Origin of the sequence: Nostoc sp. C057, from assembly GCF_013393925.1 — a bacterium.
Lineage (GTDB): Bacteria > Cyanobacteriota > Cyanobacteriia > Cyanobacteriales > Nostocaceae > Nostoc > Nostoc muscorum_A.
Genome location: NZ_CP040281.1, coordinates 5693438 through 5717189 on the forward strand (window position 1 = coordinate 5693438; position 23752 = coordinate 5717189).

A 23752-nucleotide genomic window follows, 5' to 3' on the forward strand; every position below is an offset into this window, starting at 1 on the left:
CACTTAAATGTAAGCCAACTCGCTGTCAGCGCCTGTTTCAATATAAAGGTAGCACTCTATGATCAGTCGAGATAAAGCCCCAACGGCTCAAGAAACTTTTATGCAGATGGCACAAGCAGCCGGGCTTAGAGGTAGGCTGCTTGTAACTGTCGGTGTTTTAATTTTGGTTCGCCTGGGTATCTTCTTACCCGTACCAGGGATTGACAGACCCAGATTTGCCGAAGCTATATCGGGCAATAATTCCATATTCGGTTTATTGGATATATTCTCCGGGCGAGGACTTTCGACTTTGGGCGTTTTTGCTCTAGGGATTTTACCCTTTATTAATGCGTCCATTATCATCCAATTGCTCACCGCGGCGATTCCATCTTTAGAAAATTTACAGAAAAATGAAGGCGAAGCGGGCCGGCGGAAAATATCGCAGATTACCCGCTATGTCACTGTATGTTGGGCAATTCTTCAAAGCACAGCTTTTTCAGCATTATTCCTCCAGCAATTTGCCTTAAATCCAGGGCCAATCTTTGTAGCTGAAACTGCGATCGCTCTGACTGCTGGTTCTATGTTCGTCATGTGGGCATCAGAACTCATTACAGAGCGGGGAATTGGCAATGGAGCATCATTGTTGATTTTTGTCAACATTGTCGCCTCATTACCAAAAGCTTTAGGCGATACTATCGATTTGGTGCAAGTCGGCGGTCGGGAAACAGTGGGTCGCGTCATCGTACTAATCTTAGTTTTCTTAGCAACCATTGTTGGTATTGTGGTTGTCCAAGAAGGAATGCGCCGCATCCCGATTATTTCGGCTCGTCGCCAAGTAGGTCGTAGAGTTTTGGCAGAGCAACGCAGCTTTTTACCCTTGCGGCTAAATCAAGGTGGCGTAATGCCAATTATCTTTGCCGCAGCTATCCTCAGTTTGCCATTGCTAATTGCAAATTTCGCCAAGAATGCTGAGTTGGCAAATATAATTAACACTTATTTGAGTCCAAGCGGTTCTGGCTCTTGGGTCTATGCCTTGGTTTACATGATTTCCATTATTTTCTTCAGCTACTTCTATTCTTCGTTGATTCTCAACCCGGTAGATGTAGCGCAGAATTTGAAGAAAATGGGTTCTAGTATTCCCGGTATTCGTCCCGGTAAAGCGACTAGTGAGTATATCGAGCGCGTGTCAAACCGACTCACCTTTTTGGGTGCTATCTTTTTGGGCTTGGTTGCTATTATCCCAACCGGTGTCGAAAGTGCTTTAGGAGTACCCACATTTAAGGGGCTAGGTGCTACCTCTCTGTTAATTCTAGTGGGCGTAGCGATTGATACGGCAAGACAAATCCAAACATACGTAATCTCTCAGCGCTATGAAGGAATGGTGAAACAATAGTGACGCGACTAATCTTCTTGGGGCCACCTGGAGCTGGTAAGGGAACACAAGCTCAATTATTGGCGGAACACTTGAATATTCCCCATATTTCTACTGGGGAAATATTAAGACAAGCTATGAAAGAGCAAACTCATTTGGGAATCAAAGCTCAAAACTATGTAAATAGCGGCGAGTTAGTCCCCGACCAGCTAGTGCAGGACTTGGTACAGGAGCGCCTCAACCAACCAGATGCAGAAAATGGTTGGATTCTTGATGGTTTTCCCCGTAAAGTGACGCAAGCAGCTTTTCTAGAAGAATTGCTGGTAACAATACATCAGAGTGGCGAAAGGGTAATTAATCTAGATGCACCAGATGATGTTGTGGTAGAACGCTTGCTAGCTAGAGGGCGAAAAGATGATACCGAAGAGGTAATTCGTCGTCGGTTAGAAGTGTACCGCGCTGAAACTGCACCTTTAATTGATTATTATCGCGATCGCCAAAAACTTTTAACAGTCAATGGCAATCAGTCCCAAGAAGAAGTCACTGGTGAACTGCAAAAGGTAATCGCTTGAGGATCAGGGAGTAGGGGAGGAGCTAAAGTAATTCTTCCCCCAATTCCCAATGTCCCATGCCCTCCCAAGAAACAGATCAATTTTAGCTAAGATATATTAATAAACTGTTGATATATTTCTTGAAATGTGTTCTCTTGCAGATGAAGTGCTGCAACTGAACACAAAATTGTTGAGTTGAGGAAAAAACAAATTGTCTAAGCAAGATTTGATTGAAATGGAAGGCACGGTTACAGAGTCCTTGCCCAATGCGATGTTTCGCGTTGACTTGGACAATGGATTTAACGTGCTAGCTCACATTTCCGGCAAGATTCGCCGCAACTATATCAAGATTTTGCCCGGCGATCGCGTCAAGGTAGAGTTAACTCCTTACGACTTGACCAAAGGCAGAATTACCTATCGCTTGCGTAAGAAGTAACTATATGTAGATGTAGAGAATTTTACCATAAAATCATCCTTTTGACTGTTTGCTAGTCAAATTAATGGATTGTTTTCTCTAAAAATGCTATAATTTAATATTTGGAGTCAAAAAATAAAAGGCATGAAAGTTAGAGCCTCAGTCAAGAAAATCTGTGAGAAGTGTAGCGTGATCAAGCGTCGTGGTCGCGTCATGGTGATTTGCGTGAACCCCAAGCACAAGCAACGTCAAGGATAACGCTCTTACAAAGAGAGTCAGTTGTAACACGCGTATCATCATTAACAACGAAAAAACGCGATTAATCACGTTTTTCCAACCAACAGTAATTGCGAAAACAATAGGGAGAGTTCATTGTGGCACGGATTGCCGGAGTAGACCTTCCACGCGATAAGCGCGTTGAAATCGGTCTAACTTATATCTACGGAATTGGTTTATCACGCGCTCAAGAAATTATAGCGGCTACTGGTGTGAATCCAGACACCCGCGTTAAGGACTTAAGTGATGCCGATGTGACAGCCCTGCGAGGCGAAATAGAAAGCAACTATCAAGTTGAAGGCGACTTGCGGCGTTTGGAGTCTTTGAACATCAAGCGCTTAGTTGACATTGGTACTTACAGAGGTCGTCGTCATCGCATGGGCTTACCAGTCAGAGGACAAAGAACTCGCACCAATGCCAGAACCCGTCGAGGCAGAAGGCAGACAGTGGCTGGTAAGAAGAAGGCTCCAGGGAAATAAATTTGCAACGCTTGCTAATCAGAGCAAGTTTTACCTTAAATCAACTAAACAAGTATGGCGAGACAACCAACTAAAAAATCCGGGAGCAAGAAGCAGAAACGGAACGTACCAAGTGGGATGGCCTATATCCAGTCTACTTTCAACAATAGCATTGTCACCATTACCGATCAAAATGGAGATGTCATCTCCTGGGCTAGTGCTGGTTCTAGCGGTTTTAAGGGAGCAAAAAAGGGAACTCCCTTTGCAGCGCAAACTGCTGCTGAAAGTGCAGCCCGTAGAGCTATAGATCAAGGAATGCGCCAAATTGAGGTAATGGTAAGTGGGCCAGGAGCAGGTAGAGAAACCGCTATCCGCGCACTTCAAGGAGCAGGACTGGAAATTACACTCATTCGGGATATTACCCCTATTCCTCACAATGGCTGCCGTCCACCCAAGCGCCGTCGAGTTTAAATACCAAGACTTGGGCATTGAGGACGAGAAGCTACAACCAAGAAAGTAAAGTTACTCACAATGACCGCTTGGGCGGATAACGTGCAAACTGTCATTGGGTGAAAACTTGGGCCACCAAAAGCGAATCAGATTTTCCTGTAGGGAAAGCTGTTAAACTTCGGGAACCCAAAATATTATTAGCGCCTGAAAGCTCAATAGGAGCGTCAAACTATACCGTAATTTCATACTAGTAGTTTGATAGACCTATAACCTACAGGACATAAAGTCAATTCGGGAGGCAATTGATTTGTCTGCTAGCAGCACCTTAGAAAAAGGGAGGCTCATCCGTGGCGCAGTTTCAGATTGAATGTGTAGAGTCGAATACTGAAGAAAGTCGGAACCATTACAGTAAATTTGTTCTGGAACCTCTAGAACGCGGTCAAGGAACAACGGTTGGCAACGCACTGCGGCGGGTTTTACTGTCTAACCTAGAAGGTACAGCAGTTACAGCAGTGCGTATTGCAGGCGTTTCACACGAGTTTGCCACAGTTCCGGGCGTGCGGGAAGATGTACTGGAAATCCTCATGAAAATGAAGGAAGTTATCCTCAAAAACTATTCCTCACAGCCTCAGATTGGTAGATTACTCGTTAGCGGCCCAGCAACAATTACTGCGGCACATTTTGATTTACCTAGTGAAGTAGAAGTCATCGATCAGACCCAGTATGTAGCCACCATCGCTGAAGGTGGAAAGCTGGAAATGGAATTTCGGATCGAGAAAGGCAAAGGCTATCGCACTGTAGAGCGAGGACGTGAGGAAGCCACATCGTTGGATTTTCTCCAAATCGACTCAATATTTATGCCGGTGCGAAAAGTCAACTATAGTGTTGAAGAATCTCGTGGGGAAGGCTTGATTCCAAAAGACCGACTACTGTTGGAAGTTTGGACAAATGGCAGTATTTCTCCTCAAGAAGCACTATCTTCTGCTGCTGCGATCTTGGTAGATTTATTCAACCCGTTGAAAGACATCTCCCTAGAACCAACAGACACAGGTTCGGATATTCCAGACGATCCAACTGCCCAGATACCCATCGAAGAGTTACAACTTTCCGTGCGGGCATATAACTGTCTCAAACGGGCACAAGTTAACTCTGTGGCAGATTTGTTGGATTATACCCAAGAAGACCTCTTAGAAATTAAGAACTTTGGGCAGAAATCAGCAGAAGAAGTCGTGGAAGCTTTGCAGCGACGCTTGGGCATCACCCTGCCAATGGAAAGAGGCTCTAAACACCCTTAAGAAAAACCTTCATAATTCATAGTGCATAATTATGCGTCACCGTTGTCGCGTCAAAAAACTCAGTAAACCAGCCGATCAACGCCGTGCTTTACTGCGATCGCTCGCCACCGAGCTGATCCGTCATGGTAAGATCACCACCACTTTAATTAGAGCGAAAGTTCTAAGAAGTGAAGTGGAAAAAATGATTACCCTAGCCAAAAATGGCTCCTTGTCAGCACGTCGGGAAGCCCTTGGCTATATCTTCGACAAACAACTGGTTCACGCTCTATTTGAGCAAGCTCCAACTCGATACGGCGATCGCCAGGGCGGTTATACCCGCATCCTGCGTACCGTACCGCGTCGGGGTGATAATGCAAAAATGGCAATAATTGAATTGGTTTAAGTCATTGGTCATTGGTCATTAGTCATTGGTTATTCACAAATGACAAAGGACAAATGACAAAGGACAAAATCTGTATGTTAGAAAGCCACCAGCCTACACAAACTCATCGAGTAGCCTTGGTAATCCAATACCTGGGCACTCATTTTCATGGCTGGCAACGGCAAAAACAACACCGGACAGTCCAAGAAGAGATCGAAATTGCGATCGCTACTATTCTTGGGCATCATGTAACATTACACGGTGCTGGGCGAACCGATTCTGGAGTTCACGCTGCTGCTCAAGTAGCCCATTTTGAAGCAACAGGTTTTATTCCGCCTCACAAGTGGGCAACAATCCTCAACAGCTACCTGCCGCCAGATATATTAATCAGGGCTTCAGCTGGTGTAGATAACCGTTGGCACGCTCGCTTTAGTGCAGCCTATCGACGGTATCGCTACACAATATATACTGAAGATCGGCTTAACTTGTTTGTAAGACCCTTCAGTTGGCATTATTATTATGCACCCCTGGATGAATCTTTAATCCAAGCTGCCTTGAAACCTCTCTTGGGAAAGCATCACTTAGCTGCTTTTCACCGTGCAGGCTCAAAGCGATCGCATTCCTGGGTAGAGGTGCAAGCAGCAGAGTGTCGTCGCAGTGGGCCATTTATCCATATTGAAATACAGGCAGATGGATTTTTGTATGGCATGGTACGGCTGTTGGTAGGGATGCTGGTAGAAGTAGGTTCTGGACAACGAACACTTTCTAGCTTCACCGAACTCTGGAAAGAAGAACGCCGGGAAGAAGTGAAATATGCCGCACCGCCTCAAGGCTTGTGCTTGTTGCGAGTCGGCTATCCCGATTTTCCCTTTCCAAAAGAGATTTGGTACGACACCTTGCCAAAGTTCGTCACTAGTCAAGAGTCATTAGTCATTGGTCAATAGTCATTGGTCAATAGTCATTGGTCATTAGTGAATAACTAAGGACAACTGACAAAGGACAAAGGACAAATAACAAATGACAAAAGACAAATGACTAATGACAAATTAAAAATGACAAAGGACAAATGACAAATGACAACAGTTAAAACATACCTTCCTTCTCAAGCAACCCTTGAGCGTGAGTGGTACATAGTAGATGCCACTGATAAACGCCTCGGTCGCCTCGCCAGCGAAATCGCCCAGGTATTGAGAGGCAAAAAGAAACCCGAATATACACCTCATCTAGATACAGGTGACTTCGTAATCGTCATTAATGCCGAGAAAGTAGCAGTTACAGGCAAAAAGCGCACTCAAAAGCTTTACCGCCGCCATTCTGGTCGTCCCGGTGGGATGAAAACCGAAACTTTTGCTAAACTGCAAGACCGCATACCAGAGCGGATTTTAGAACAAGCTGTTAAAGGTATGCTACCTAAAAATAGCCTGGGTAAGCAGTTGTTCACCAAGCTGAAAGTTTACGCTGGTCCTACGCATCCCCATGATGCTCAAAAACCTAAAGAACTAAAAGTTAATACAATTCCTGGAGAAGAAAATTAATGGTAGTAGCAGATGCCAATAGCGGTCGCGCCGTATACTGGGGTACTGGCCGTCGTAAGAACGCAGTAGCACGGGTACGCTTGGTTCCAGGCACTGGTCAATTGACTGTGAATGGTAAAGATGGAAACTTGTATTTCCAATTTAACCCCAACTACCTGGGAGTGATCAAAGCACCCCTGGAAACTCTGGGACTAGAAAACGAATATGACATTTTGGTGAAAGCAGAAGGCGGCGGCTTGACCGGACAGGCTGATTCTGTTCGTTTGGGAGTTGCTCGTGCTTTATGCCAACTAGACCCAGACAACCGCCCACCTTTGAAAACCGAAGGTTATTTGACTCGCGATCCGAGAGCAAAAGAGCGGAAGAAATATGGTTTACATAAAGCCCGGAAAGCACCTCAGTACTCTAAGCGTTAGGGAATTGGGTATTGATGAAGAAGGTGATAGGTTACAGGGGACAGGTGATAGTTTTCTGTTACCTCTAACCTGTTCCCTTCTCCCTTCTTCTAGCTGCAATTGAACGCTGAAAGTTATAATTTATATAGATTCATCACAAAAAGAACAATGGCTAAAGCTGATATTCACCCCAAGTGGTATCCAGACGCTAAAGTTTACTGCAACGGTCAAGTTGTTATGACCATTGGCTCCACCAAGCCAGAATTGCATGTAGATGTTTGGTCTGGAAATCACCCATTTTACACCGGCACTCAGAAGATTATTGACACTGAAGGTCGAGTAGAGCGCTTCCTCCGCAAGTACGGTATGAGCAGCACTCAAACATCTGGCGACGAACAAGACAAAAAGTAGCGAGTTGGCTCTGCTGTTAACGACGGCCCTGCATCAGCTGGGTCGATTTTCATTTATATGCTCGAGCCAATTTGTTATTTTTTAAGGAGCGATCGCACTCGTCATGGCTGAATCATACTTACTGGACAAACTAAAATCCGTTGAACAAACTTTTAATGAATTAACACGTCGTCTTGGCGACCCCGATACCGCTAGCAATCCTGATGAATATCAAGAAATTGCTAAGTCTCGTTCTTCTTTGGAAGAGGTTGTTGATACTTATGAAATTTGGAAAACAGCCCAAGAAGACTTGACCGGAGCGCGTCAGGTTTACAAAGAATCTGCAAGTGACCCAGAGTTGCAAGAAATGGCATCACTGGAAGTAAAAGAACTTGAAGAAAAAATAGAACATTTAGAGTCTCGCTTGAAAGTCTTACTGCTACCACGCGACCCCAATGATGAAAAGAATATCATGTTGGAAATTCGCGCTGGTACTGGTGGCGATGAAGCAAGCATTTGGGCTGGTGATTTGATGCAGATGTACACCCGCTATGCCCAGACTCAAGGTTGGAAAGTTTCTCTAGTGAGCGAATCTCGTGGAGAAATGGGTGGCTGGAAAGAGGTCATTCTCGAAATTAAAGGTAATGATGTTTACAGCCAGCTAAAGTTTGAAGCTGGGGTGCATCGTGTGCAGCGCGTGCCGGCAACTGAATCTGGGGGACGGGTTCATACTTCCACAGCTACCGTGGCGATTATGCCAGAGGTGGATGATGTGGAAATTCACATTGATCCGAAAGATATTGAAATGACTACAGCCCGTTCTGGTGGTGCTGGTGGACAAAACGTCAACAAGGTGGAAACAGCCGTTGACTTGATGCACAAACCAACGGGAATACGCATTTTCTGTACAGAAGAACGCAGCCAGTTGCAAAACAAAGAACGGGCGATGCAAATTCTGCGGGCGAAGTTGTATGACATTAAGTTAGGCGAACAACAAGCAGCTGTTACTTCCATGCGGCGATCGCAGGTTGGTACTGGATCGCGATCGGAAAAAATTCGCACCTATAATTATAAAGATAACCGCGCTACCGATCATCGGTTAGGTCAGAATTATTCTCTTACCCCTGTTTTGGATGGTGATTTAGAGACGCTTATCCAATCTTGTATATCTCTAGACCAGCAAGAACGGCTGGCGGAGTTAGCGACTTCTGCCGCTAACTAATTTCTGCTGTTAAATATCCTGTAAAACCACTTGTTGTACTGTTGCTTTTAACACAGACAGGTGGTTTTCTAATATCGCGTGGAGTATATCTTCTATTTCACTGGGATAATGATAATAGGCAAATTCGTACTTCATAACGTAATTTAACTTCGCCCATTCCTTTAGGGTTTCACAAGTATAAATTAGCTTTTCCACTTCTTCTTGCCAACGTGCAAAAATCCGGTAGCTAAAAAAGCTGCTGCATATATTGCCTTTTGCATCCCAGTAGGAAATACACACTTGATGCTTCAGAAGGTGGATTTTTTTGATTTGCTTAACATCATAGCCTTTAACTTTTAAAGCTTCTTTGGTTTCTGTGTCAGAAATGTTCCACTGTTCTGGTTTAATTTTATTAGTGGCTATAAGGTTTTTACCTTTGCGGCGATATTGGTTAATTTTGCGTGGCTTGCGAAACATGATGCACCTTCGATATTATTTCTTCGCAGCAAAGTTGAACTACTAGCTGAAGCGCCGTAGCAAACTAAGTTTTTTGGGTTGGTTAAAGATAGATGGGTTATTCTACTAGCTTGATGCCTGTAGTTGCCAATTTAAAACCAGAGATATAGTTTAGTACTAAAACACAAGGCTGTCAATATAAAAGTAAACTTGTATTATTGAAAGTAAACTTGTAAATAAAGTTGGCTAGCTATATAAGTAGTGAAGATCGAAAGCAAACAAAAACTGATTGAAATCATTAAACTAGCTCGCGGTTCAATGAGTCAGCGAGCATTTGGTAAGCTTTTGGGAGTATCTGCTACTGCTGTTCAGATGTGGGAAAAAGGTGTGAAGGTTCCAGATACAGAAAATTTGGCTCGAATCGCATCGAAAGCAGGCTACACAATGGAAGAGTTAATCAGCTGCATAGATGGCAAGCCAATTCCAGAAACCTCAGATTTGAGCCTGATTCTTAGACAAATCCAGCACATGCCTTTGGCCCAAGTGGCTCAAATCGTCCAAGCTGCGGCAGATAGATTGGCTGCTGTGGCTGAAGCATCCGGGGATGAAGCGAAAGCTAGTTGATAGAAGAAGTCTTGCTAGATGGTTTTGAAGCAGGTGTTAATTTTTGCCTCAGAGAAACCAACTTACCATTACGAACTTTTCCAGAGCATTGCCCCTATTTATCTGATGATGCGATTGCAGACAATTTTCTGTGCGATACTCGTCAAGACTGGGAAGGATAGTTCCTGCCATTTTTATTATGTAACAAAATCGCATTGCTACCGCAAATATTTATCCCTAATTAATGTTAACTAAAACTTTTTAATTAAAGCTTTTCCCAAAGCTATACCAGGTAACTCTATATACTTGTATGAGAAATATGAAGTTACATATGTTAAAGGGATAACTGCAATTATTATCATCATTACACATTGGTTTGATGTGTATCCTAATGGGTATAAATTACGTTCTATATATGCGCCTAGAATTGACAAGAAAAATCCATGAAATAAATATGCTGAATATGATAAGTCTGATAAAATAGTAAAAAAATTATTATCAAAAAAGTTATTTAATTTTTGACTACAAACACTATTAGAGAATGAAATTGCCAATAATATTGCAGCAATTAACAAATAAAAATCATCTCGATGATCTTTTATTAAAATGCTATATAAACATAGCAATAAGGCTAATATAAGAGAAATAATTCTTTTTCTATTACTCATATCACATGTGCCACAATAAATAAAAATACCAATTAAAAATAGGGGTAATTGATAAAAAATTAATGAAGGTTCTGTAAAATAAGGAATAATATATTTTTTTGATAGAATACTTATAAATATTGTTGCAATCAAAAAGATTACTAGTTTATTCAAATTAGCTTTTTTGAAAAACAAAAAGATTGGTGGAAAAATTAAATAAAATTGCATTTCCAATCCCAGACTCCAATCTGGTAGCATCGTTGAGAATGCATTCTTGGGCTGTAATCCAAAAACATAAGTAATATGTAATATAATATTTTGCATACTAAAATTTGCTGGGATATTTGCCAACCATATATTGTGATTCAAACTACCAAGTTCGTGATAATATCGTACAAAATAATTTTCTAAAAGTAATGCAACAATCAGCTCAACATAGTAGGCAGGGGATAGTCTGAAAAATCTTCTAATGTAAAAACTTATCCAATTTTTTTTGTTTTCAAAAGATTGTTTATTGTGAACAATTTCCGTAGTGTACATCATAAGAAAACCAGAGATCATCATAAATATATCTACTGCCACTTTTGGATTGGGATTATACCCTTTATACCCACCCCAAATGCCACAATGGGAAATTATTACCCACAAACATGATATTCCTCTAAGCCCATTGATCGTTGATATCTTTTTCATCAGGTGTTATTTTTTAATGTTAATTTAAAAATATTGCAAATAGCTGTCGTTTTTCCTTGTTCAATATTACGTATAAAAGCAATATAGTATTATATTTACCGAGAGTATACACTGTTGGCAGATCGACTTTTTAGACCAACCATATAGTAGTATGTCTTTCGGCACCAGATAATTATGTTTCTTCCAAAAGTGGATTCCCCCTATTTACCTATACTAAATACACACAGCAACAAGCGAGCCTTGCTCACTTCAAGCCTCAGTCTTTTTACAGTTCCCAATGATATTGACATTCCAAACACTTCTTGCATTTCACCCAGTTTCTTGACACTGGTTAGAGTTTTCCTCAATCATCAGGGAATATCTGCTCTAAATGATTCAGGCGCTTCTGTTCCACATCACTTAATTTATCAGATTGGGGTAGCTTTTTTGACGAGCACTCTACTACCCCCCTTAACGGTTACGATGTAATTCTTCTTGCCACGTTATCGTTAACATACTATTTACCCTGTTTCTATGCTTACTTACTTGATATTTACAGTATTCCGATTATGGTTGAATATCTAAAAAAAGCCTCATAATACCACCCACTACTCGCATGGAAAGCCTTTAGGCACTTGGCGCTAATTTTGGCTGAGTTAGAGGTTCTGGTAGAAATACATAACGACTGCACAAACTAAATCCGTCTGCATGGACTCCAGCAAGTTGAAACCCACCTCCGTGGGTTTTGTCTGTATAGCTGCGATTTCTAATTACCAGGGCTAGGGGATTTTACTGGCAGTTAAGGAATAAATGGTTTTAAAATGGTGCAATCTTAAATGATTTAGGGGTGCAGCTATGTCGCTACGCAATGAGCCTTTAGATTGGCAACTTGAAACGAATAATCCTTATATACCAGTTTATCATCAAGGTAATTTGGTGGGATTTTTTAAACCAGAATATGCCAGTGAAATTATTAAAATTTTAAATGAAGAAGAAGTTTTAAAGAAAGCGCTGAAAATGGCTTGTACTGATTTAATTAAAAAAATCGGCGGCGATACCAGGAAAGTCAATTATTTAATGGAAAAATATATAAAAACTAGTGAACGTCCAAAGCATGGAACTAGAGCGATCGCAGTTTTACTTCGTGATAGGCAAAAAGAGCTGGATTTGAGTAACCAGGAGTTTGCAAAATTCTGCGATACCTTTAAATTATCTCCTACAGAACTGAATAATATTTATGCTGGAGAAGCATTTGATGATAGTTTACTAGCGCCCCTTTCACGTATATTAGGGATGGCAAAAGAGCGGTTGCTGGAAGTGCGAGATGGTTCTGAAGAATCAAGTAACACATGAACAGCGAATCAAAATTTTCAAATAATATAAAATTGTGAAAACAGACATCATCTTTTATCGGCTGTTTCAAGAATTCCCTGATATCTTTTTTGAACTTATTGGTAATCCTCCAGGAGAAGCTAATCTTTATCAATTTTCATCAGTTGAAATTAAACAAACAGCCTTCAGAATCGATGGTGTGTTTCTACCGACACAAGGAAGCGAGAACCCGATTTACTTTGTTGAAGTGCAATTTCAAGCTGATGGGGAAATTTATTCACGGCTAATTGCAGAAATATGTTTATACCTACGTCAAAATCAACCATCAAATGACTGGGATGCTGTGGTTTTATACCCAAATAGGAATGTAGATACAGGCGATATCAAACATTACCGTGAGTTTTTCACAAGTGGGCGCGTCAGACGCATTTATTTGGATGAATTAGGTGAGGCTGCATCGCTTCCAATTGGCATTGCAACTGCTAAATTAGTAATTGCAACCGACGAGATAGCGATCGCACAAGCAAGGGAGTTGATAGACAGAACCAAGTCAGAGATAAACTCACCACCAAAACAGCAGCAATTATTACAATTTATAGAAACTATTTTGGCTTACAAATTTCCCACAATGAGTAGGGAGGAGATGGAGGAAATGTTTGGCTTAAGCGAGTTAAAGCAAACCAGATTTTATCAGGAAGCCTTTCAGGAAGGTGTTGAACAAGGTAAGGTTCAAGGCATTGAACAAGGTAGGGTTCAAGGCATTGAGCAAGGTAAACTCAAAGCAGTACCAGCAATGTTGGCAGCCGGGTTGACTATAGAACAAGTAGCACAGGCGCTAGATTTGAGTGTCGAAGAAGTCAGACAAGCCGCGCAGTAGGATTCTTCTGATCAAGGAGTAGAGGAATTGGTGGACTACAACATAGGAACTATGAGTTTCAAAGATACAAAAGTTTATCAAGAAGCATTTGAAGAAGGGCGTTTGGAAGGTTTACGGCAATCAGTACCTCGTCTATTAGATTTAGCGTTAACTATTGAGCAAGTTGCGGAGGGATTAGGTTTAACTATAAACCAAGTTCAAAACGCGAAACTCTATCATGATGGCATCCAAATAGGGGAGCGTATAGCCAAATTACAATTAATACCCACCTTATTAAAATTGGGGTTGACTGTGGAACAAGTGGCAGAGGCATTTAGTTTCAGTGTCGAAGAAGTCAGACAAGTAGCACAAAGTCAACCTTGAGATAGATGTGGTAAATTTTATCCGTAGCTCAAGCCAAATTTGGTTTGCGCCTCCTCGACTTTCTCACGACGAATTTATAGTTAATTTTTGTTAATATTAGAGGCGGTGTTAGTACTTCGTCCTCAACCACCCACTCCCTACCTGAGAGAAACTTAATGCTGCGACTAGAACATATAAGTAAAATTTATCCCACAGGCGAAGTTCTCAAAGATATCAACTGGGAAGTTAAACCAGGCGATCGCATCGGCTTAGTCGGTGTCAACGGTGCTGGAAAATCTACCCAACTCAAAATCATCTCTGGGGAAATTGAACCCACCGCAGGCGAAATTATCCGTCCTAATAGCTTACATATAGCCTACCTCAACCAAGAGTTTGAAGTAGACCCCACCCGCACCGTTAGAGAAGAATTTTGGACTGTCTTCAAAGAAGCCAACGAAGTACAGTTATCTCTGGCGCACATCCCACAAGAGATGGAAACAGCTAACCCAGAGGAACTGGATCGACTGATCGACAAGTTGGATCGCTTGCAGCGCAAATTTGAAGCCTTGGATGGCTACAACTTAGATGCACGCATCGGGAAAATTTTACCAGAGATGGGGTTTGGGCTAGAAGATGGCGATCGCCTCGTCAGTGCCTTCAGTGGTGGTTGGCAAATGCGGATGAGTTTAGGTAAAATCCTGCTGCAAAAACCTGACTTGTTGCTGCTGGATGAACCGACTAACCACTTAGATTTAGAAACCATTGAGTGGTTGGAAAATTACCTCAGAGGGCTGGTTACACCGATGGTAATAGTCTCCCATGACCGGGAGTTCCTTGACCGCCTCTGTACCCAAATTGTGGAAACTGAACGTGGCGTTTCCAGTACCTACCTTGGTAACTACTCAGCATATTTGGAACAAAAAGCCGAAAGTCAATCAGCACAACTTAGTGCTTACGAACGTCAGCAAAAAGAATTAGAGAAACAGCAAACCTTTGTTGATAGATTCCGCGCCAGTGCTACCCGCAGTACCCAGGCAAAAAGCCGGGAAAAGCAACTCGATAAAATTGAGCGCATTGAAGCACCCATTGCTGGGGTAAGAACTCTACACTTCCGTTTTCCCCCTGCACCCCGCAGTGGACGCGAGGTAGTAGACATTAAAGATTTAACTCATCTTTATGGTGATAAAATCCTGTTTTTGGCAGCAAATCTCCTAATTGAAAGAGGCGATCGCATTGCTTTTCTTGGCCCCAACGGTGCTGGAAAATCTACCCTTCTGCGCGTAATTATGGGTATGGAACCACCAACTGAAGGTAGCGTTCAATTAGGGGATCATAACGTTATTCCCGGTTACTTTGAGCAAAATCAAGCTGAAGCTTTAGACTTGAAGAAAACTGTCATGGAAACTATCCATGATGAAGTTCCAGACTGGGATAATCAAGAAGTCCGCACGCTTTTGGGACGCTTCTTATTTACTGGTGATACTGTATTTAAGGCAGTCGGGGCATTAAGTGGAGGAGAAAAAGCTCGTTTGGCCTTGGCAAAAATGCTCTTACGTCCCGCGAACTTATTAATTTTAGATGAGCCGACAAACCACCTAGATATTCCAGCGAAGGAAATGCTGGAAGAAGCGCTGAAAAACTATGATGGTACGGCAATTGTAGTTTCCCACGATCGCTACTTTATTTCTCAAGTAGCTAACAAAATCGTCGAAATTCGTGATGGTGAATTCCGCGTTTACTTAGGAGACTATCATTACTATCTCCAGAAAATTGCCGAAGAAAAAGAACAAGCAAAATTAGCTGCGATCGCTGCCGAAAAAGCTGCTAAAAAAGCTGGAAAAGCTTCTACCAAAAAGAAATAAGTGATTGAATACGGACTTAGTAGTAGTGCTAAAAGGCTACTACTAAGTAATCATTTATTATTAGCGCTCAACAAAATTACAGAATAATCGCTAAGGTTTAAAAAATATTTCAAAAAACTGTAAGTCTTTCATAAAAGAAATTAATAAGCAAAAATTCACTTGCGACGTGGATTAGCAATGGTATCATTCGGGTATTACAAAAAGTAAAGGGCAATTTTACTATGACCAAAGCACCTGTTGCTCCTGTGGTGCTAGTCATTTTAGACGGATGGGGCTACTGCGAAGAAAAGCGAGGAAACGCTATTGTTGCTGCTAAAACTCCCATTGTGGACAGTTTATGGACAGCTTACCCGCACACTCTCATCCGCACATCAGGAAAAGCCGTAGGGTTGCCAGAGGGTCAAATGGGCAACTCGGAAGTTGGTCATTTGAACATTGGTGCTGGGCGAGTTGTACCGCAAGAACTGGTACGCATCTCTGATGCGGTCGAAGACGGTTCTATTGCATTAAACCCAGCACTTGTCAAAATTTGCCAGGAAGTTCGTTCTCGGAATAGCAAGCTACATCTAGTCGGGCTTTGTTCTGAGGGAGGGGTACATTCGCATATCACCCATCTATTCGGACTACTTGACTTAGCCAAAAACCAGCAAATTCCAGAAGTTTGTATCCACGCCATCACCGATGGTCGTGACACCGCCCCAACAGAAGGGGTAAAAGCAATCACACTGCTGCAAGATTATTTAGACCGTACAGGAATTGGACGCATAGTCACCCTCAGCGGTCGCTACTACGCGATGGATCGCGATCACCGATGGGATCGGGTCAAACGCGCCTACGACGTGATGACCCAAGATGGTACAGGTGATAATCGCACGGCTGTGGAAATCTTGCAAGCATCTTACGCCGAAGGGGTAAAAGATGAATTTATCAACCCCATCCGAATTGCACCCGGCGCAATAGAACCAGGGGATGGGGTGATATTTTTCAACTTCCGCCCCGATCGCTCCAGACAACTGACTCAAGCTTTGGTCAGTCCCACTTTTAACGGTTTTGAAAGACAGCAAATTACACCACTGTCTTTTGTCACTTTTACACAGTATGATTCAGACTTACCTGTAGCTGTAGCCTTTGAACCGCAGAATCTCAGTAACATTCTGGGAGAAGTCATAGCTAATCATGGTCTGAATCAGTTTCGCACCGCCGAAACCGAAAAATATGCCCACGTCACCTATTTCTTTAATGGGGGTCTGGAGGAACCTTTTGCTGGAGAAGATCGGGAACTGGTAAGCAGCCCGATGGTAGCGACTTACGATCATGCCCCAGCGATGTCAGCAGCAGCAGTTACAGATGTTGCGATCGCTGCGATTCAAAAGGGTACGTATTCTCTAGTTGTAATTAACTATGCCAATCCAGACATGGTAGGGCATACTGGTCAAATCGACGCTACCATTACAGCAATTGAAACAGTTGATCGCTGTTTAGGTCGCTTACTAGAGAGCGTTATCAAAGCCGGTGGGACAACAATTATTACTGCCGATCATGGCAACGCTGAGTATATGCTAGATGATGGGGGTAATCCCTGGACAGCCCACACCACTAACCCAGTCCCCTTTATATTGGTAGAAGGTGAGAAAGTCAAAATCCCTGGATATGGTACAAATGTCGAACTGCGAAGCGATGGTAAGCTATCCGACATTGCCCCCACAATTCTAGAGATTTTACAGCTGCCTCAACCACCAGAGATGACAGGGCGATCGCTGCTGAAAACAGCAGATTATGAACTGCAACGCACTCGCACCCCTGTGCAAGTAGGACTGTAAAACAGTTCTGAGTGCTGTTAGCGGTAGCGGGGCGTTCAGCCCGTGCTGAGTTAGGAGTTAGGAGTTTTTAGTGAACTTCTGACTCCTGAATTCTGAATTCTGAATTCTGTTTTTTGAAAAATTGTTATAAATGAGATTCCTACCATGACAGCTACTAATATCGTGCAAGGCATTTGGGCATTTTCCGCCACTGGTTTGATTATCTTAGTTTTACTACATAGCCCCAAAGGTGATGGTATTGGAGCCATTGGTGGACAAGCCCAGCTATTTAGCAGTACCAAAAGTGCAGAAAACACCTTAAATCGAATTACTTGGGCATTGACAGTAATTTTCCTCGGTTTAACAGTGGTTTTAAGTGCTGGTTGGCTGCCTAAATAAGGATAGGTCAATGGGGAAAAAAACCCAACACCAAATACTTAACATCCTAATAAATTTAATCTCACAACGGTTAATTACAGCTCTTGCCTTATTTATTGGCACAGGGCTGTTTATCGTTTGTATTAATCTTCATTCGAGTTATGGGTTTACAATAAAACCAAAATATGTTTATTCCGGCTCAGTAATCTCTCTCTCCACCTCACCCATCCCAAAACCCCATCCCTTACCGCCCACACTCGCACAGTGGCAAGATAGCACTAACAGTGGTGATTACTTTTCACAAGTCACAACAACCCAAGTTGGTTATTTAGTCTGGTCACAATTTCCCATTCGGGTTTACGTAGAACCACCAAAATCCGTTAAGGAAAAACAAGCTCAAGTATGGGTGAACGGTGTCTTGCAGGGTGTAAAAGAATGGAGCAATTATTTGCCTTTAACAATAGTAGAACAGCCAGAAAGTGCTGATATTACCATTGTGCAAAAAGCGCCACCTCTACAAATTTCCCCTGATAGTAATAAACCCCGTGCGCGATCAGCACAAACTACTTACGAGTTATACACCAGCAACAAAGTTTTATCCCACCGCTTCACTATTTTGCTAAGTCCCAGTCAAACAGGTGAGTATCTGATTGCAGCTACCCGCCATGAATTCGGTCATGCCTTGGGAATTTGGGGTCATAGTCCGCTACAAACTGATGCTTTATACTTTTCTCAAGTTCGTAACCCGTTGCCTATTTCTTCCAGAGATATAAATACTCTAAAACGGGTTTATGAACAGCCAACTAGTTTGGGCTGGTCTTTAGTGAATAATTCAAAGATTAATTGATCAATCTGACTTGCGTGGTAAGAGAATTCTGAGTGAGGTATCTATATTCATAAGTCACATATTCTATGACTCGAATATTAGTCAATGCTGCCTCAATACTGTTCAGTTTAGGGCTACTGGCAAAAATTTTGGGTTTTTGAGACGCGATAAATCGCCGTCTCTACAAATGTTTTGGTCTTATCTGAACTGTATTGAATGTTGCGTAACGTTCTTGCCCGATCGCATTGATTACCATCTCATAATTTACAGCGCGATCGCACTTCTTCCCTTTCCCTAAGCTCTACGACTTAGCGGTAGTGGTCGCTGTGCTAAAACTTCTTTATAAAGTTCTTCCAGCAGAGTAATATTTTTACTGAGGGTATAGCGGTCTAATACACGCTGTCTGGCTTTTTGCCCAAGTAAAGTTGTTAACTCTGGATGGTCTTGCAATACTGGCAAGAGGGTTTTTAACTGCGATCGCGCGGTTTTAGTACTAATAACTATACCTGCACCTTTTTCTAATACTTCTCCATCTGCACCCACATCTGTTGCTAAACAAGCCAACCCACATGACATTCCCTCTAACAGAGATAGAGATAAACCCTCTACCAATGAAGGTAGAACAAATACATCTGCGCCCCGCAAAATTTCGATCCGTCGGTCTTCATCAGCAACAAATCCCAACCAGATAATGCCGTATTCTGAACCATAAAACGGCTCTAAGGAAGACTTCAAAGGGCCATCGCCAACAATTAGCAACTTCGTACCAGGCCCCATTGCCGACTGCTTCCAAGCGCGGAGTAGGGCCTCGACATTTTTCTCTGGCGCTATTCGACCTTGGTAAACAAACAAGCGTTCGGCTTTAAATTCTGCTTTGATTTGAGAAAATCCTGGAGAATACTTAACGGTATCAACACCATTGGGAATTACAGCAATATTTTCTTCCCTTACGCCCATCCCTGCCAATAATTCTCGCTGAATTTGGGAAAATACAATCACGCGATCGTAGTTAACTAAAAAAGGTGCGTAAAGCTGATAAGCCAAAAGTTGTGTTCCCGATATCAGCTTTGCCCCCTTGCCAGCAAATGGTGTGTGAAAAGTTGCAACTAGGGGCAACCTCAGTTCCTCACAGATTTCCGGTAGAAAAAAGTCTAGAGGAGATAATGTTAAGGAAGCGTGGACTACATCTGGCTTGATTTCCCGCAGCGAATCAGTTAAAACTTTGGTTGCTTTAAAAGTAGGAATTGTATAAACCTGAGACTTGTAAATGAATGGGAGCGAAACCTCTCGAAGATTTGGCCAATTCTCAGGTTCAGACTCTTCCTGTGCGAAGTGAAGAAAGCTAACTTGATGTCCCCTATCTAGCAAAGCATTTGTAATTTCTCGACTGTAGGTTACATTGCCGCAAAAGGGTGATTTTTTTCCAATCCAGGCTATACGCATTCTTTATTTGGCTGTAAGAAAAGCGGGTTTGAGCTATTAATTGTGTGCCCTTTGTGATTTTTATTTTATCTAGCTATACTTGCTGGCTTTTATTTATTAAAAATTGCCACCACATAGTAGTTTAAAAAGCATATTTGAAAGCTGATTAAATTCGTGGATTGATGGCTTTATTTATTTTACGTATAAGTTGTTAATTTCTGATACTTAAACAACTTACTCCGACTAATGTCAGATTGATATCCCACAAGTATATGATAAATTTTCACTGACCACAGTTTAGCATGAACACAAAAGCTTTAAGGAAATTAGTAATTACTTCAAGGTAATGAATAATAACTCCTCTTAGCTGATAACTACTTACGTGAGTTATACCAGGTTAATATACCTCCTGAAAAGACGATCGCAGCTAATCCCAAAAAAACTACCTGTAATCCCAAAAAGGTTTCTGCGACACCAGCTAAAGCTAAAGGTAAGGAGAGGGCAATATTAATTACATTGTTTTGCAAGCCAAATACTTTACCACGCATTTCTGGTGGTGTTTCTGTTTGGATTGCGGTTTGCATGGGAATTCCTACTAGGGCTCCAAAGATACCTAATAACGCCACCAGTAACAGGACTAGCCACAGTTGGGTTGTAAAGATTGATAGACCAATCAGAGATGCTGCCATACCCATACAACCACAAAGACTTAGTTGGGTATAGGAAAAGCGTTGACCAAATTGACCGAGAATTGTTGCCCCCGCAGCAATGCCAACACCACCGGCTGCTAGTAAAAAGCCAAACTGGGAAGCTTTCATATTAGGAATTATTTCTGCCATCCGAACAGCTAGAACAGTTAATGCTGCAAAGACAGAAAACAAGATAATTAGCTGAAGCAAAGCATTGCGGACGCGATGATTTGCTTTGAGGTAGGCAAAACCATCTCGCAAATCAGAGAATACGTGAGGGAATTCTGTATCAGGGTGGTGGTGTTTTTCCTTAGTTGCTAGGAGGAATAAAATTAGTCCAGCGATCGCATAACTACCACCAACTAAAAGTTCTTTGCCCAAACTACCGCTACCACCAATTTGCGACCAAAGTCCATCTGCGATCGCTAACAAAGGTTCTCCCACAGCAAACCCAACAATCACCGATGCCATCATCGTTGTCGTATAAAGCGAATTAGCTGAGAGTAAATGCTGTTCTTCTACCACTAAAGGAATTGCTGCCTGTTCCGCCGGGGCAAAAAACTGTGTCAGTGTGGAAACTAGAAAAGTTACACCCAGGATGATCAAAAAACCTACTGGCATAACTCCTATGGGTTTCCAGGCATGAGTCAACCACAGCAGGAAGGGAATTGACAAAACCAGGATGCCGCGCCAAATATTCGTTGCCACCAGCACAGCCTTTTTTGACCAGCGATCGACAAACACGCCAGCAACAGAACCAAATAATACGGCTGGAATCGTAAAAGCCATCATCAATACTGACACCCAACCACTAATACTCTGATTACTAGCCTGAAACTGAGTATTAATCAAAGCAATCATCAGCACCAAATAAACTTTATCTGCTAGTTGGGAGAAAACTTGACCGCCCCAAAGAGCGAGGAAATTAGGGTTTTTTAATACAGGCAAAAACCCCTGCTGTGTTACATTCCCGGAAACAGCTTCTCCACCTGAACCAGATCCATCTAATTTGGGTGATTCTGTTTCTGGGGTAGTAGCTACTGGCAAACTCTGCCCGTTGCTATTACCGTTGCTATTTGCCTCAGCAGTAGTTAATTTGTCCTCAGATTGTATTTCTGATTGGCTTGGAACATCAGTTTTTGGGATCTGGGCTGTCCAACTTTGATCGTTTTTAGAAACGTCTTTTGGGGACATTTCTTGGCTATTGATTTGACTAGGTGTACACTTTGAAACGGCACTCAAGTGATTCTTGACGTTAGGATCTGATATCCTATTCTGTTTTTTAACGAGGCTTGGTGACAAAGGCAGGATTTTTTTATCCAAATCAGATGGTTGCATCATGGTTGGCAGCAAAATAAGAATCGATCAAGGTAGCAGAGCGAATAGGGCGACCTAATTGATACTGAGCATACTGCCGCAAAATCTGCTCAACAGATAACCAGTGATGGTCTCTAGCACCATCAATTTGCATTATCTCTGGTTGTGACAGATGTTGAAGCAAAGCCAGTTCCATAGCACCCAGACGACTAGAAATCAAAGGTATTTCTTGCCGATGCACAACAACTGTTTGGGCATGGGGTATGGGTAATGGGGTATGGGGTATGGGGTATTGGTTATTAATCTCCCCCTCTCCCTGTGTTCGTAAACGTTTCCAAGTTTCTAAGCAAATCGTTCCACCCGTAGGAACGCTAAATCCTATCTGCCAGTTGGGGTCTGTAAAGTCTGGCTTGAGGGAGCGCCCAGATAAGCAGCATACTTGCACTTGCGGTGTTACTCCTGCTAAGGCTAAAAGGTGAAACACCCCATGAGCCAGATGAGCCAAAACACCAGATGCATTTGTACTAGACAATGCTTCTAACCGATGGAGATGTTCATTGAACAACTCATAAAGTTCTTCTTGGGGTTGTTCGCTCAAAGCTTGAGAGAGGACTATTTCTGCTAAATATTGGCTAGCAGCCAATTTTCCCAAATCTTTAGCTAAACCAGGATAAGTTTTTAACGTCTGTGCTTGAGTAATTTTATCAAGCGATCGCCCTTTCGCGATCAATAGTTCATTCACAACAAACATACCACTCCTGCCGCCCAAGCTGGAGTTGTGCTTACGTGCCCCTGGAGCCACTGCTCGAATCAGACCGAATTCGGGTGTCAAAATGGTCACTATTTTATCTGATTCTCCCAGCACCTGAGTTTTAAGATTAATTCCGGTTGCTTTGTAGGTTCTACTCATTAGTCATTAGTCATTAGCCAATCAATTTTGGATTTTGGATTTTAGATTAACGCCATACCTAAAAGTAGGGACTTACAAAAGGAATGCAAGGATTTTAGATTTTTCCATAGTTGAAACTAGCTGCTCTGAAACCAGGTTTAAATTTTGAATCCTTCAATCCTTCAATCCAAAATCTAAAATTGGTCATTGGGTTAGGACAAAGGGCATAGATGTGCCCGCAGTTTTTCGTAGGTTAGTAAGATAAACAAATGACTATTCACCCTTCCCCAGATTATCGCGCTGGCGGATCAAATCGATACCGCGAGATGTGCCTAATCTAGTAGCACCCGCTACGATTAAGTCTAGAGCTTGATTAATAGTGCGGATACCACCCGCAGCTTTAATTCCCACCCTTTCTTTTGCCAATTCCTGCAAAAATCGCACATCTGCCACTGTTGCACCGCCATTCCAACCTGTACTAGTTTTTAAGAAAGCCGCCCCCGCCTCCATAGCTATTTCAGCAGCTATTTTTTTCTCCGCATCTGTCAACAGATTGGTTTCCAAAATTACCTTGACAGTTTGCCCAGTTTCTTCACAAATTTCGGCAATTTCCCGGTGGACTTCTTCAGTTTTACCAGCTTTCAACCACCCCAAGTTCATGACCACATCCAATTCAGTGGCTCCATTATCCGCCGCTTCTTGAGCTTCATAGAGTTTCACTGCTGAAGTTGTCGCACCAGAGGGAAAGCCAATCACAGTACACACTTTGGGATTCTTGCCGTGGAGGAGTTCGACTGCTTGTTTGACATAGGTGGGGTACAAGCAAACTGCCGCAAAATTGAATCTATATGCTTCTTCACACCACTGCTGAACCTGCTCTGGAGTCGCCGTTGGCGTTAACAGGGCGTGATCGATAAATGGCGCAATATCAATATCTGGATAGTCTGCTGCCATCGTGTCTTC

General features: G+C 42.5%; 28 protein-coding genes. 22 read left to right on the forward strand and 6 right to left on the reverse strand.

Going from position 1 to position 23752, the window contains the following annotated elements; genetic code table 11:
• The first annotated feature begins 58 nt into the window (after positions 1 to 58).
• The 13 genes from secY to prfA all read left to right on the forward strand — a co-directional run bounded on the left by secY (position 59) and on the right by prfA (position 8699).
• Complete coding sequence (secY, locus tag FD724_RS24395; RefSeq protein ID WP_114081988.1) at positions 59 to 1372, forward strand: preprotein translocase subunit SecY; 1314 nt, start codon at positions 59 to 61, stop codon at positions 1370 to 1372.
• Positions 1372 to 1923 (forward strand): adenylate kinase, encoded by a 552-nt coding sequence (locus FD724_RS24400; protein ID WP_179074387.1) that lies wholly within the window; start codon positions 1372 to 1374, stop codon positions 1921 to 1923. Before secY ends, FD724_RS24400 begins: the two co-directional genes overlap by 1 nt.
• A 190-nt stretch (positions 1924 to 2113) precedes the next feature.
• Entirely contained in the window at positions 2114 to 2338 is a 225-nt protein-coding gene (infA, locus tag FD724_RS24405) for a translation initiation factor IF-1 (RefSeq protein ID WP_006276978.1), read from the forward strand.
• 123 nt (positions 2339 to 2461) lie between these two features.
• Positions 2462 to 2575 (forward strand): 50S ribosomal protein L36, encoded by a 114-nt coding sequence (gene rpmJ / locus FD724_RS24410; RefSeq protein ID WP_012410705.1) that lies wholly within the window; start codon positions 2462 to 2464, stop codon positions 2573 to 2575.
• Positions 2576 to 2691: 116 nt separating this feature from the next.
• A complete protein-coding gene (rpsM, locus tag FD724_RS24415; protein WP_012410704.1) occupies positions 2692 to 3072 on the forward strand; it encodes a 30S ribosomal protein S13 in 381 nt (126 codons plus the stop codon).
• Positions 3073 to 3126: 54 nt separating this feature from the next.
• Positions 3127 to 3522 (forward strand): 30S ribosomal protein S11, encoded by a 396-nt coding sequence (gene rpsK / locus FD724_RS24420; RefSeq protein WP_012410703.1) that lies wholly within the window; start codon positions 3127 to 3129, stop codon positions 3520 to 3522.
• 326 nt (positions 3523 to 3848) lie between these two features.
• Positions 3849 to 4796: a DNA-directed RNA polymerase subunit alpha gene (locus tag FD724_RS24425; protein WP_114081990.1), complete on the forward strand. Its 948-nt coding sequence runs from the start codon at positions 3849 to 3851 to the stop codon at positions 4794 to 4796.
• A gap of 31 nt (positions 4797 to 4827) precedes the next feature.
• The gene (rplQ, locus tag FD724_RS24430) at positions 4828 to 5178 is read left to right on the forward strand and encodes a 50S ribosomal protein L17 (protein ID WP_094349105.1); all 351 of its coding nucleotides are present in this window, start codon (positions 4828 to 4830) and stop codon (positions 5176 to 5178) included.
• Positions 5179 to 5252: 74 nt separating this feature from the next.
• On the forward strand, positions 5253 to 6101 hold the full coding sequence (truA, locus tag FD724_RS24435) for a tRNA pseudouridine(38-40) synthase TruA (protein ID WP_179075612.1): 849 nt from the start codon (positions 5253 to 5255) through the stop codon (positions 6099 to 6101).
• A 129-nt stretch (positions 6102 to 6230) separates the two neighbouring features.
• The gene (rplM, locus tag FD724_RS24440) at positions 6231 to 6692 is read left to right on the forward strand and encodes a 50S ribosomal protein L13 (protein ID WP_114081992.1); all 462 of its coding nucleotides are present in this window, start codon (positions 6231 to 6233) and stop codon (positions 6690 to 6692) included.
• Positions 6692 to 7108, forward strand: a complete 417-nt coding sequence (gene rpsI, locus FD724_RS24445) for a 30S ribosomal protein S9 (RefSeq protein WP_012410698.1) — start codon at positions 6692 to 6694, stop codon at positions 7106 to 7108. Before rplM ends, rpsI begins: the two co-directional genes overlap by 1 nt.
• A gap of 147 nt (positions 7109 to 7255) precedes the next feature.
• Positions 7256 to 7498 carry a 50S ribosomal protein L31 gene (gene rpmE / locus FD724_RS24450; RefSeq protein ID WP_069070756.1) on the forward strand — a complete coding sequence of 81 codons (243 nt, stop codon included), beginning with the start codon at positions 7256 to 7258 and terminating at the stop codon, positions 7496 to 7498.
• A gap of 103 nt (positions 7499 to 7601) precedes the next feature.
• Positions 7602 to 8699: a peptide chain release factor 1 gene (prfA, locus tag FD724_RS24455; RefSeq protein WP_114081993.1), complete on the forward strand. Its 1098-nt coding sequence runs from the start codon at positions 7602 to 7604 to the stop codon at positions 8697 to 8699.
• Positions 8700 to 8708: 9 nt separating this feature from the next.
• Here prfA and FD724_RS24460 read toward each other — a convergent pair whose 3' ends face one another.
• Complete coding sequence (locus FD724_RS24460; protein ID WP_114081994.1) at positions 8709 to 9155, reverse strand: hypothetical protein; 447 nt, start codon at positions 9153 to 9155, stop codon at positions 8709 to 8711.
• A 240-nt stretch (positions 9156 to 9395) separates the two neighbouring features.
• Here FD724_RS24460 and FD724_RS24465 point away from each other — a divergent pair, with 240 nt between their 5' ends.
• Together FD724_RS24465 and FD724_RS24470 are read left to right on the forward strand one after the other, a co-directional pair.
• Entirely contained in the window at positions 9396 to 9758 is a 363-nt protein-coding gene (locus FD724_RS24465; protein WP_012410694.1) for a helix-turn-helix domain-containing protein, read from the forward strand.
• The gene (locus FD724_RS24470; protein ID WP_256874347.1) at positions 9755 to 9919 is read left to right on the forward strand and encodes a DUF29 domain-containing protein; all 165 of its coding nucleotides are present in this window, start codon (positions 9755 to 9757) and stop codon (positions 9917 to 9919) included. The genes FD724_RS24465 and FD724_RS24470 overlap by 4 nt, the downstream gene beginning before the upstream one ends.
• Before the next feature lie 69 nt (positions 9920 to 9988).
• Here FD724_RS24470 and FD724_RS24475 read toward each other — a convergent pair whose 3' ends face one another.
• Positions 9989 to 11077, reverse strand: coding sequence for an acyltransferase (locus FD724_RS24475; RefSeq protein ID WP_179074388.1), 1089 nt, complete (start codon positions 11075 to 11077; stop codon positions 9989 to 9991).
• Between the two features lie 834 nt (positions 11078 to 11911).
• Between FD724_RS24475 and FD724_RS24480 the strand changes: the two genes are divergently transcribed.
• The 7 genes from FD724_RS24480 to FD724_RS24510 all read left to right on the forward strand — a co-directional run bounded on the left by FD724_RS24480 (position 11912) and on the right by FD724_RS24510 (position 18493).
• Positions 11912 to 12409 carry a hypothetical protein gene (locus FD724_RS24480; RefSeq protein WP_179074389.1) on the forward strand — a complete coding sequence of 166 codons (498 nt, stop codon included), beginning with the start codon at positions 11912 to 11914 and terminating at the stop codon, positions 12407 to 12409.
• 34 nt (positions 12410 to 12443) lie between these two features.
• Positions 12444 to 13265 (forward strand): Rpn family recombination-promoting nuclease/putative transposase, encoded by an 822-nt coding sequence (locus FD724_RS24485; RefSeq protein WP_179074390.1) that lies wholly within the window; start codon positions 12444 to 12446, stop codon positions 13263 to 13265.
• Positions 13266 to 13316: 51 nt separating this feature from the next.
• Positions 13317 to 13628, forward strand: a complete 312-nt coding sequence (locus FD724_RS24490) for a hypothetical protein (protein WP_179074391.1) — start codon at positions 13317 to 13319, stop codon at positions 13626 to 13628.
• A gap of 155 nt (positions 13629 to 13783) precedes the next feature.
• Positions 13784 to 15469: an ABC-F family ATP-binding cassette domain-containing protein gene (locus FD724_RS24495; RefSeq protein WP_179074392.1), complete on the forward strand. Its 1686-nt coding sequence runs from the start codon at positions 13784 to 13786 to the stop codon at positions 15467 to 15469.
• Positions 15470 to 15690: 221 nt separating this feature from the next.
• Positions 15691 to 17289 carry a 2,3-bisphosphoglycerate-independent phosphoglycerate mutase gene (gene gpmI, locus FD724_RS24500; protein ID WP_179074393.1) on the forward strand — a complete coding sequence of 533 codons (1599 nt, stop codon included), beginning with the start codon at positions 15691 to 15693 and terminating at the stop codon, positions 17287 to 17289.
• Positions 17290 to 17433: 144 nt separating this feature from the next.
• On the forward strand, positions 17434 to 17667 hold the full coding sequence (gene secG, locus FD724_RS24505; RefSeq protein ID WP_012410686.1) for a preprotein translocase subunit SecG: 234 nt from the start codon (positions 17434 to 17436) through the stop codon (positions 17665 to 17667).
• 10 nt (positions 17668 to 17677) lie between these two features.
• Positions 17678 to 18493, forward strand: coding sequence for a peptidase (locus FD724_RS24510; RefSeq protein WP_179074394.1), 816 nt, complete (start codon positions 17678 to 17680; stop codon positions 18491 to 18493).
• Between the two features lie 273 nt (positions 18494 to 18766).
• Here the strand turns inward: FD724_RS24510 and FD724_RS24515 are convergent, their stop codons facing one another.
• The 4 genes from FD724_RS24515 to deoC all read right to left on the reverse strand — a co-directional run bounded on the left by FD724_RS24515 (position 18767) and on the right by deoC (position 23743).
• Positions 18767 to 19915, reverse strand: a complete 1149-nt coding sequence (locus FD724_RS24515; RefSeq protein WP_179074395.1) for a glycosyltransferase family 4 protein — start codon at positions 19913 to 19915, stop codon at positions 18767 to 18769.
• A 353-nt stretch (positions 19916 to 20268) separates the two neighbouring features.
• Entirely contained in the window at positions 20269 to 21921 is a 1653-nt protein-coding gene (locus tag FD724_RS24520) for an MFS transporter (RefSeq protein WP_179075613.1), read from the reverse strand.
• Positions 21908 to 22810 (reverse strand): DNA repair protein RecO, encoded by a 903-nt coding sequence (gene recO / locus FD724_RS24525; protein ID WP_179074396.1) that lies wholly within the window; start codon positions 22808 to 22810, stop codon positions 21908 to 21910. Before recO ends, FD724_RS24520 begins: the two co-directional genes overlap by 14 nt.
• A gap of 252 nt (positions 22811 to 23062) precedes the next feature.
• Positions 23063 to 23743 (reverse strand): deoxyribose-phosphate aldolase, encoded by a 681-nt coding sequence (deoC, locus tag FD724_RS24530; protein ID WP_114085010.1) that lies wholly within the window; start codon positions 23741 to 23743, stop codon positions 23063 to 23065.
• Between the last annotated feature and the right edge of the window lie 9 nt (positions 23744 to 23752).

Coding starts and splice junctions, on each gene's coding strand:
- FD724_RS24495 (WP_179074392.1), top strand. CDS start 13,784: ATGCTGCGACTAGAACATATAAGTAAAATTTATCCCACAGGCGAAGTT.
- secG (WP_012410686.1), top strand. CDS start 17,434: ATGACAGCTACTAATATCGTGCAAGGCATTTGGGCATTTTCCGCCACT.
- prfA (WP_114081993.1), top strand. CDS start 7,602: ATGGCTGAATCATACTTACTGGACAAACTAAAATCCGTTGAACAAACT.
- rpsI (WP_012410698.1), top strand. CDS start 6,692: ATGGTAGTAGCAGATGCCAATAGCGGTCGCGCCGTATACTGGGGTACT.
- FD724_RS24480 (WP_179074389.1), top strand. CDS start 11,912: ATGTCGCTACGCAATGAGCCTTTAGATTGGCAACTTGAAACGAATAAT.
- recO (WP_179074396.1), bottom strand. CDS start 22,810: ATGAGTAGAACCTACAAAGCAACCGGAATTAATCTTAAAACTCAGGTG.
- gpmI (WP_179074393.1), top strand. CDS start 15,691: ATGACCAAAGCACCTGTTGCTCCTGTGGTGCTAGTCATTTTAGACGGA.
- secY (WP_114081988.1), top strand. CDS start 59: ATGATCAGTCGAGATAAAGCCCCAACGGCTCAAGAAACTTTTATGCAG.
- FD724_RS24510 (WP_179074394.1), top strand. CDS start 17,678: ATGGGGAAAAAAACCCAACACCAAATACTTAACATCCTAATAAATTTA.
- FD724_RS24475 (WP_179074388.1), bottom strand. CDS start 11,077: ATGAAAAAGATATCAACGATCAATGGGCTTAGAGGAATATCATGTTTG.
- deoC (WP_114085010.1), bottom strand. CDS start 23,743: ATGGCAGCAGACTATCCAGATATTGATATTGCGCCATTTATCGATCAC.
- FD724_RS24515 (WP_179074395.1), bottom strand. CDS start 19,915: ATGCGTATAGCCTGGATTGGAAAAAAATCACCCTTTTGCGGCAATGTA.
- rpsK (WP_012410703.1), top strand. CDS start 3,127: ATGGCGAGACAACCAACTAAAAAATCCGGGAGCAAGAAGCAGAAACGG.
- rpmE (WP_069070756.1), top strand. CDS start 7,256: ATGGCTAAAGCTGATATTCACCCCAAGTGGTATCCAGACGCTAAAGTT.
- rplM (WP_114081992.1), top strand. CDS start 6,231: ATGACAACAGTTAAAACATACCTTCCTTCTCAAGCAACCCTTGAGCGT.
- FD724_RS24460 (WP_114081994.1), bottom strand. CDS start 9,155: ATGTTTCGCAAGCCACGCAAAATTAACCAATATCGCCGCAAAGGTAAA.
- rpmJ (WP_012410705.1), top strand. CDS start 2,462: ATGAAAGTTAGAGCCTCAGTCAAGAAAATCTGTGAGAAGTGTAGCGTG.
- rplQ (WP_094349105.1), top strand. CDS start 4,828: ATGCGTCACCGTTGTCGCGTCAAAAAACTCAGTAAACCAGCCGATCAA.
- truA (WP_179075612.1), top strand. CDS start 5,253: ATGTTAGAAAGCCACCAGCCTACACAAACTCATCGAGTAGCCTTGGTA.
- FD724_RS24490 (WP_179074391.1), top strand. CDS start 13,317: ATGAGTTTCAAAGATACAAAAGTTTATCAAGAAGCATTTGAAGAAGGG.
- FD724_RS24520 (WP_179075613.1), bottom strand. CDS start 21,921: ATGCAACCATCTGATTTGGATAAAAAAATCCTGCCTTTGTCACCAAGC.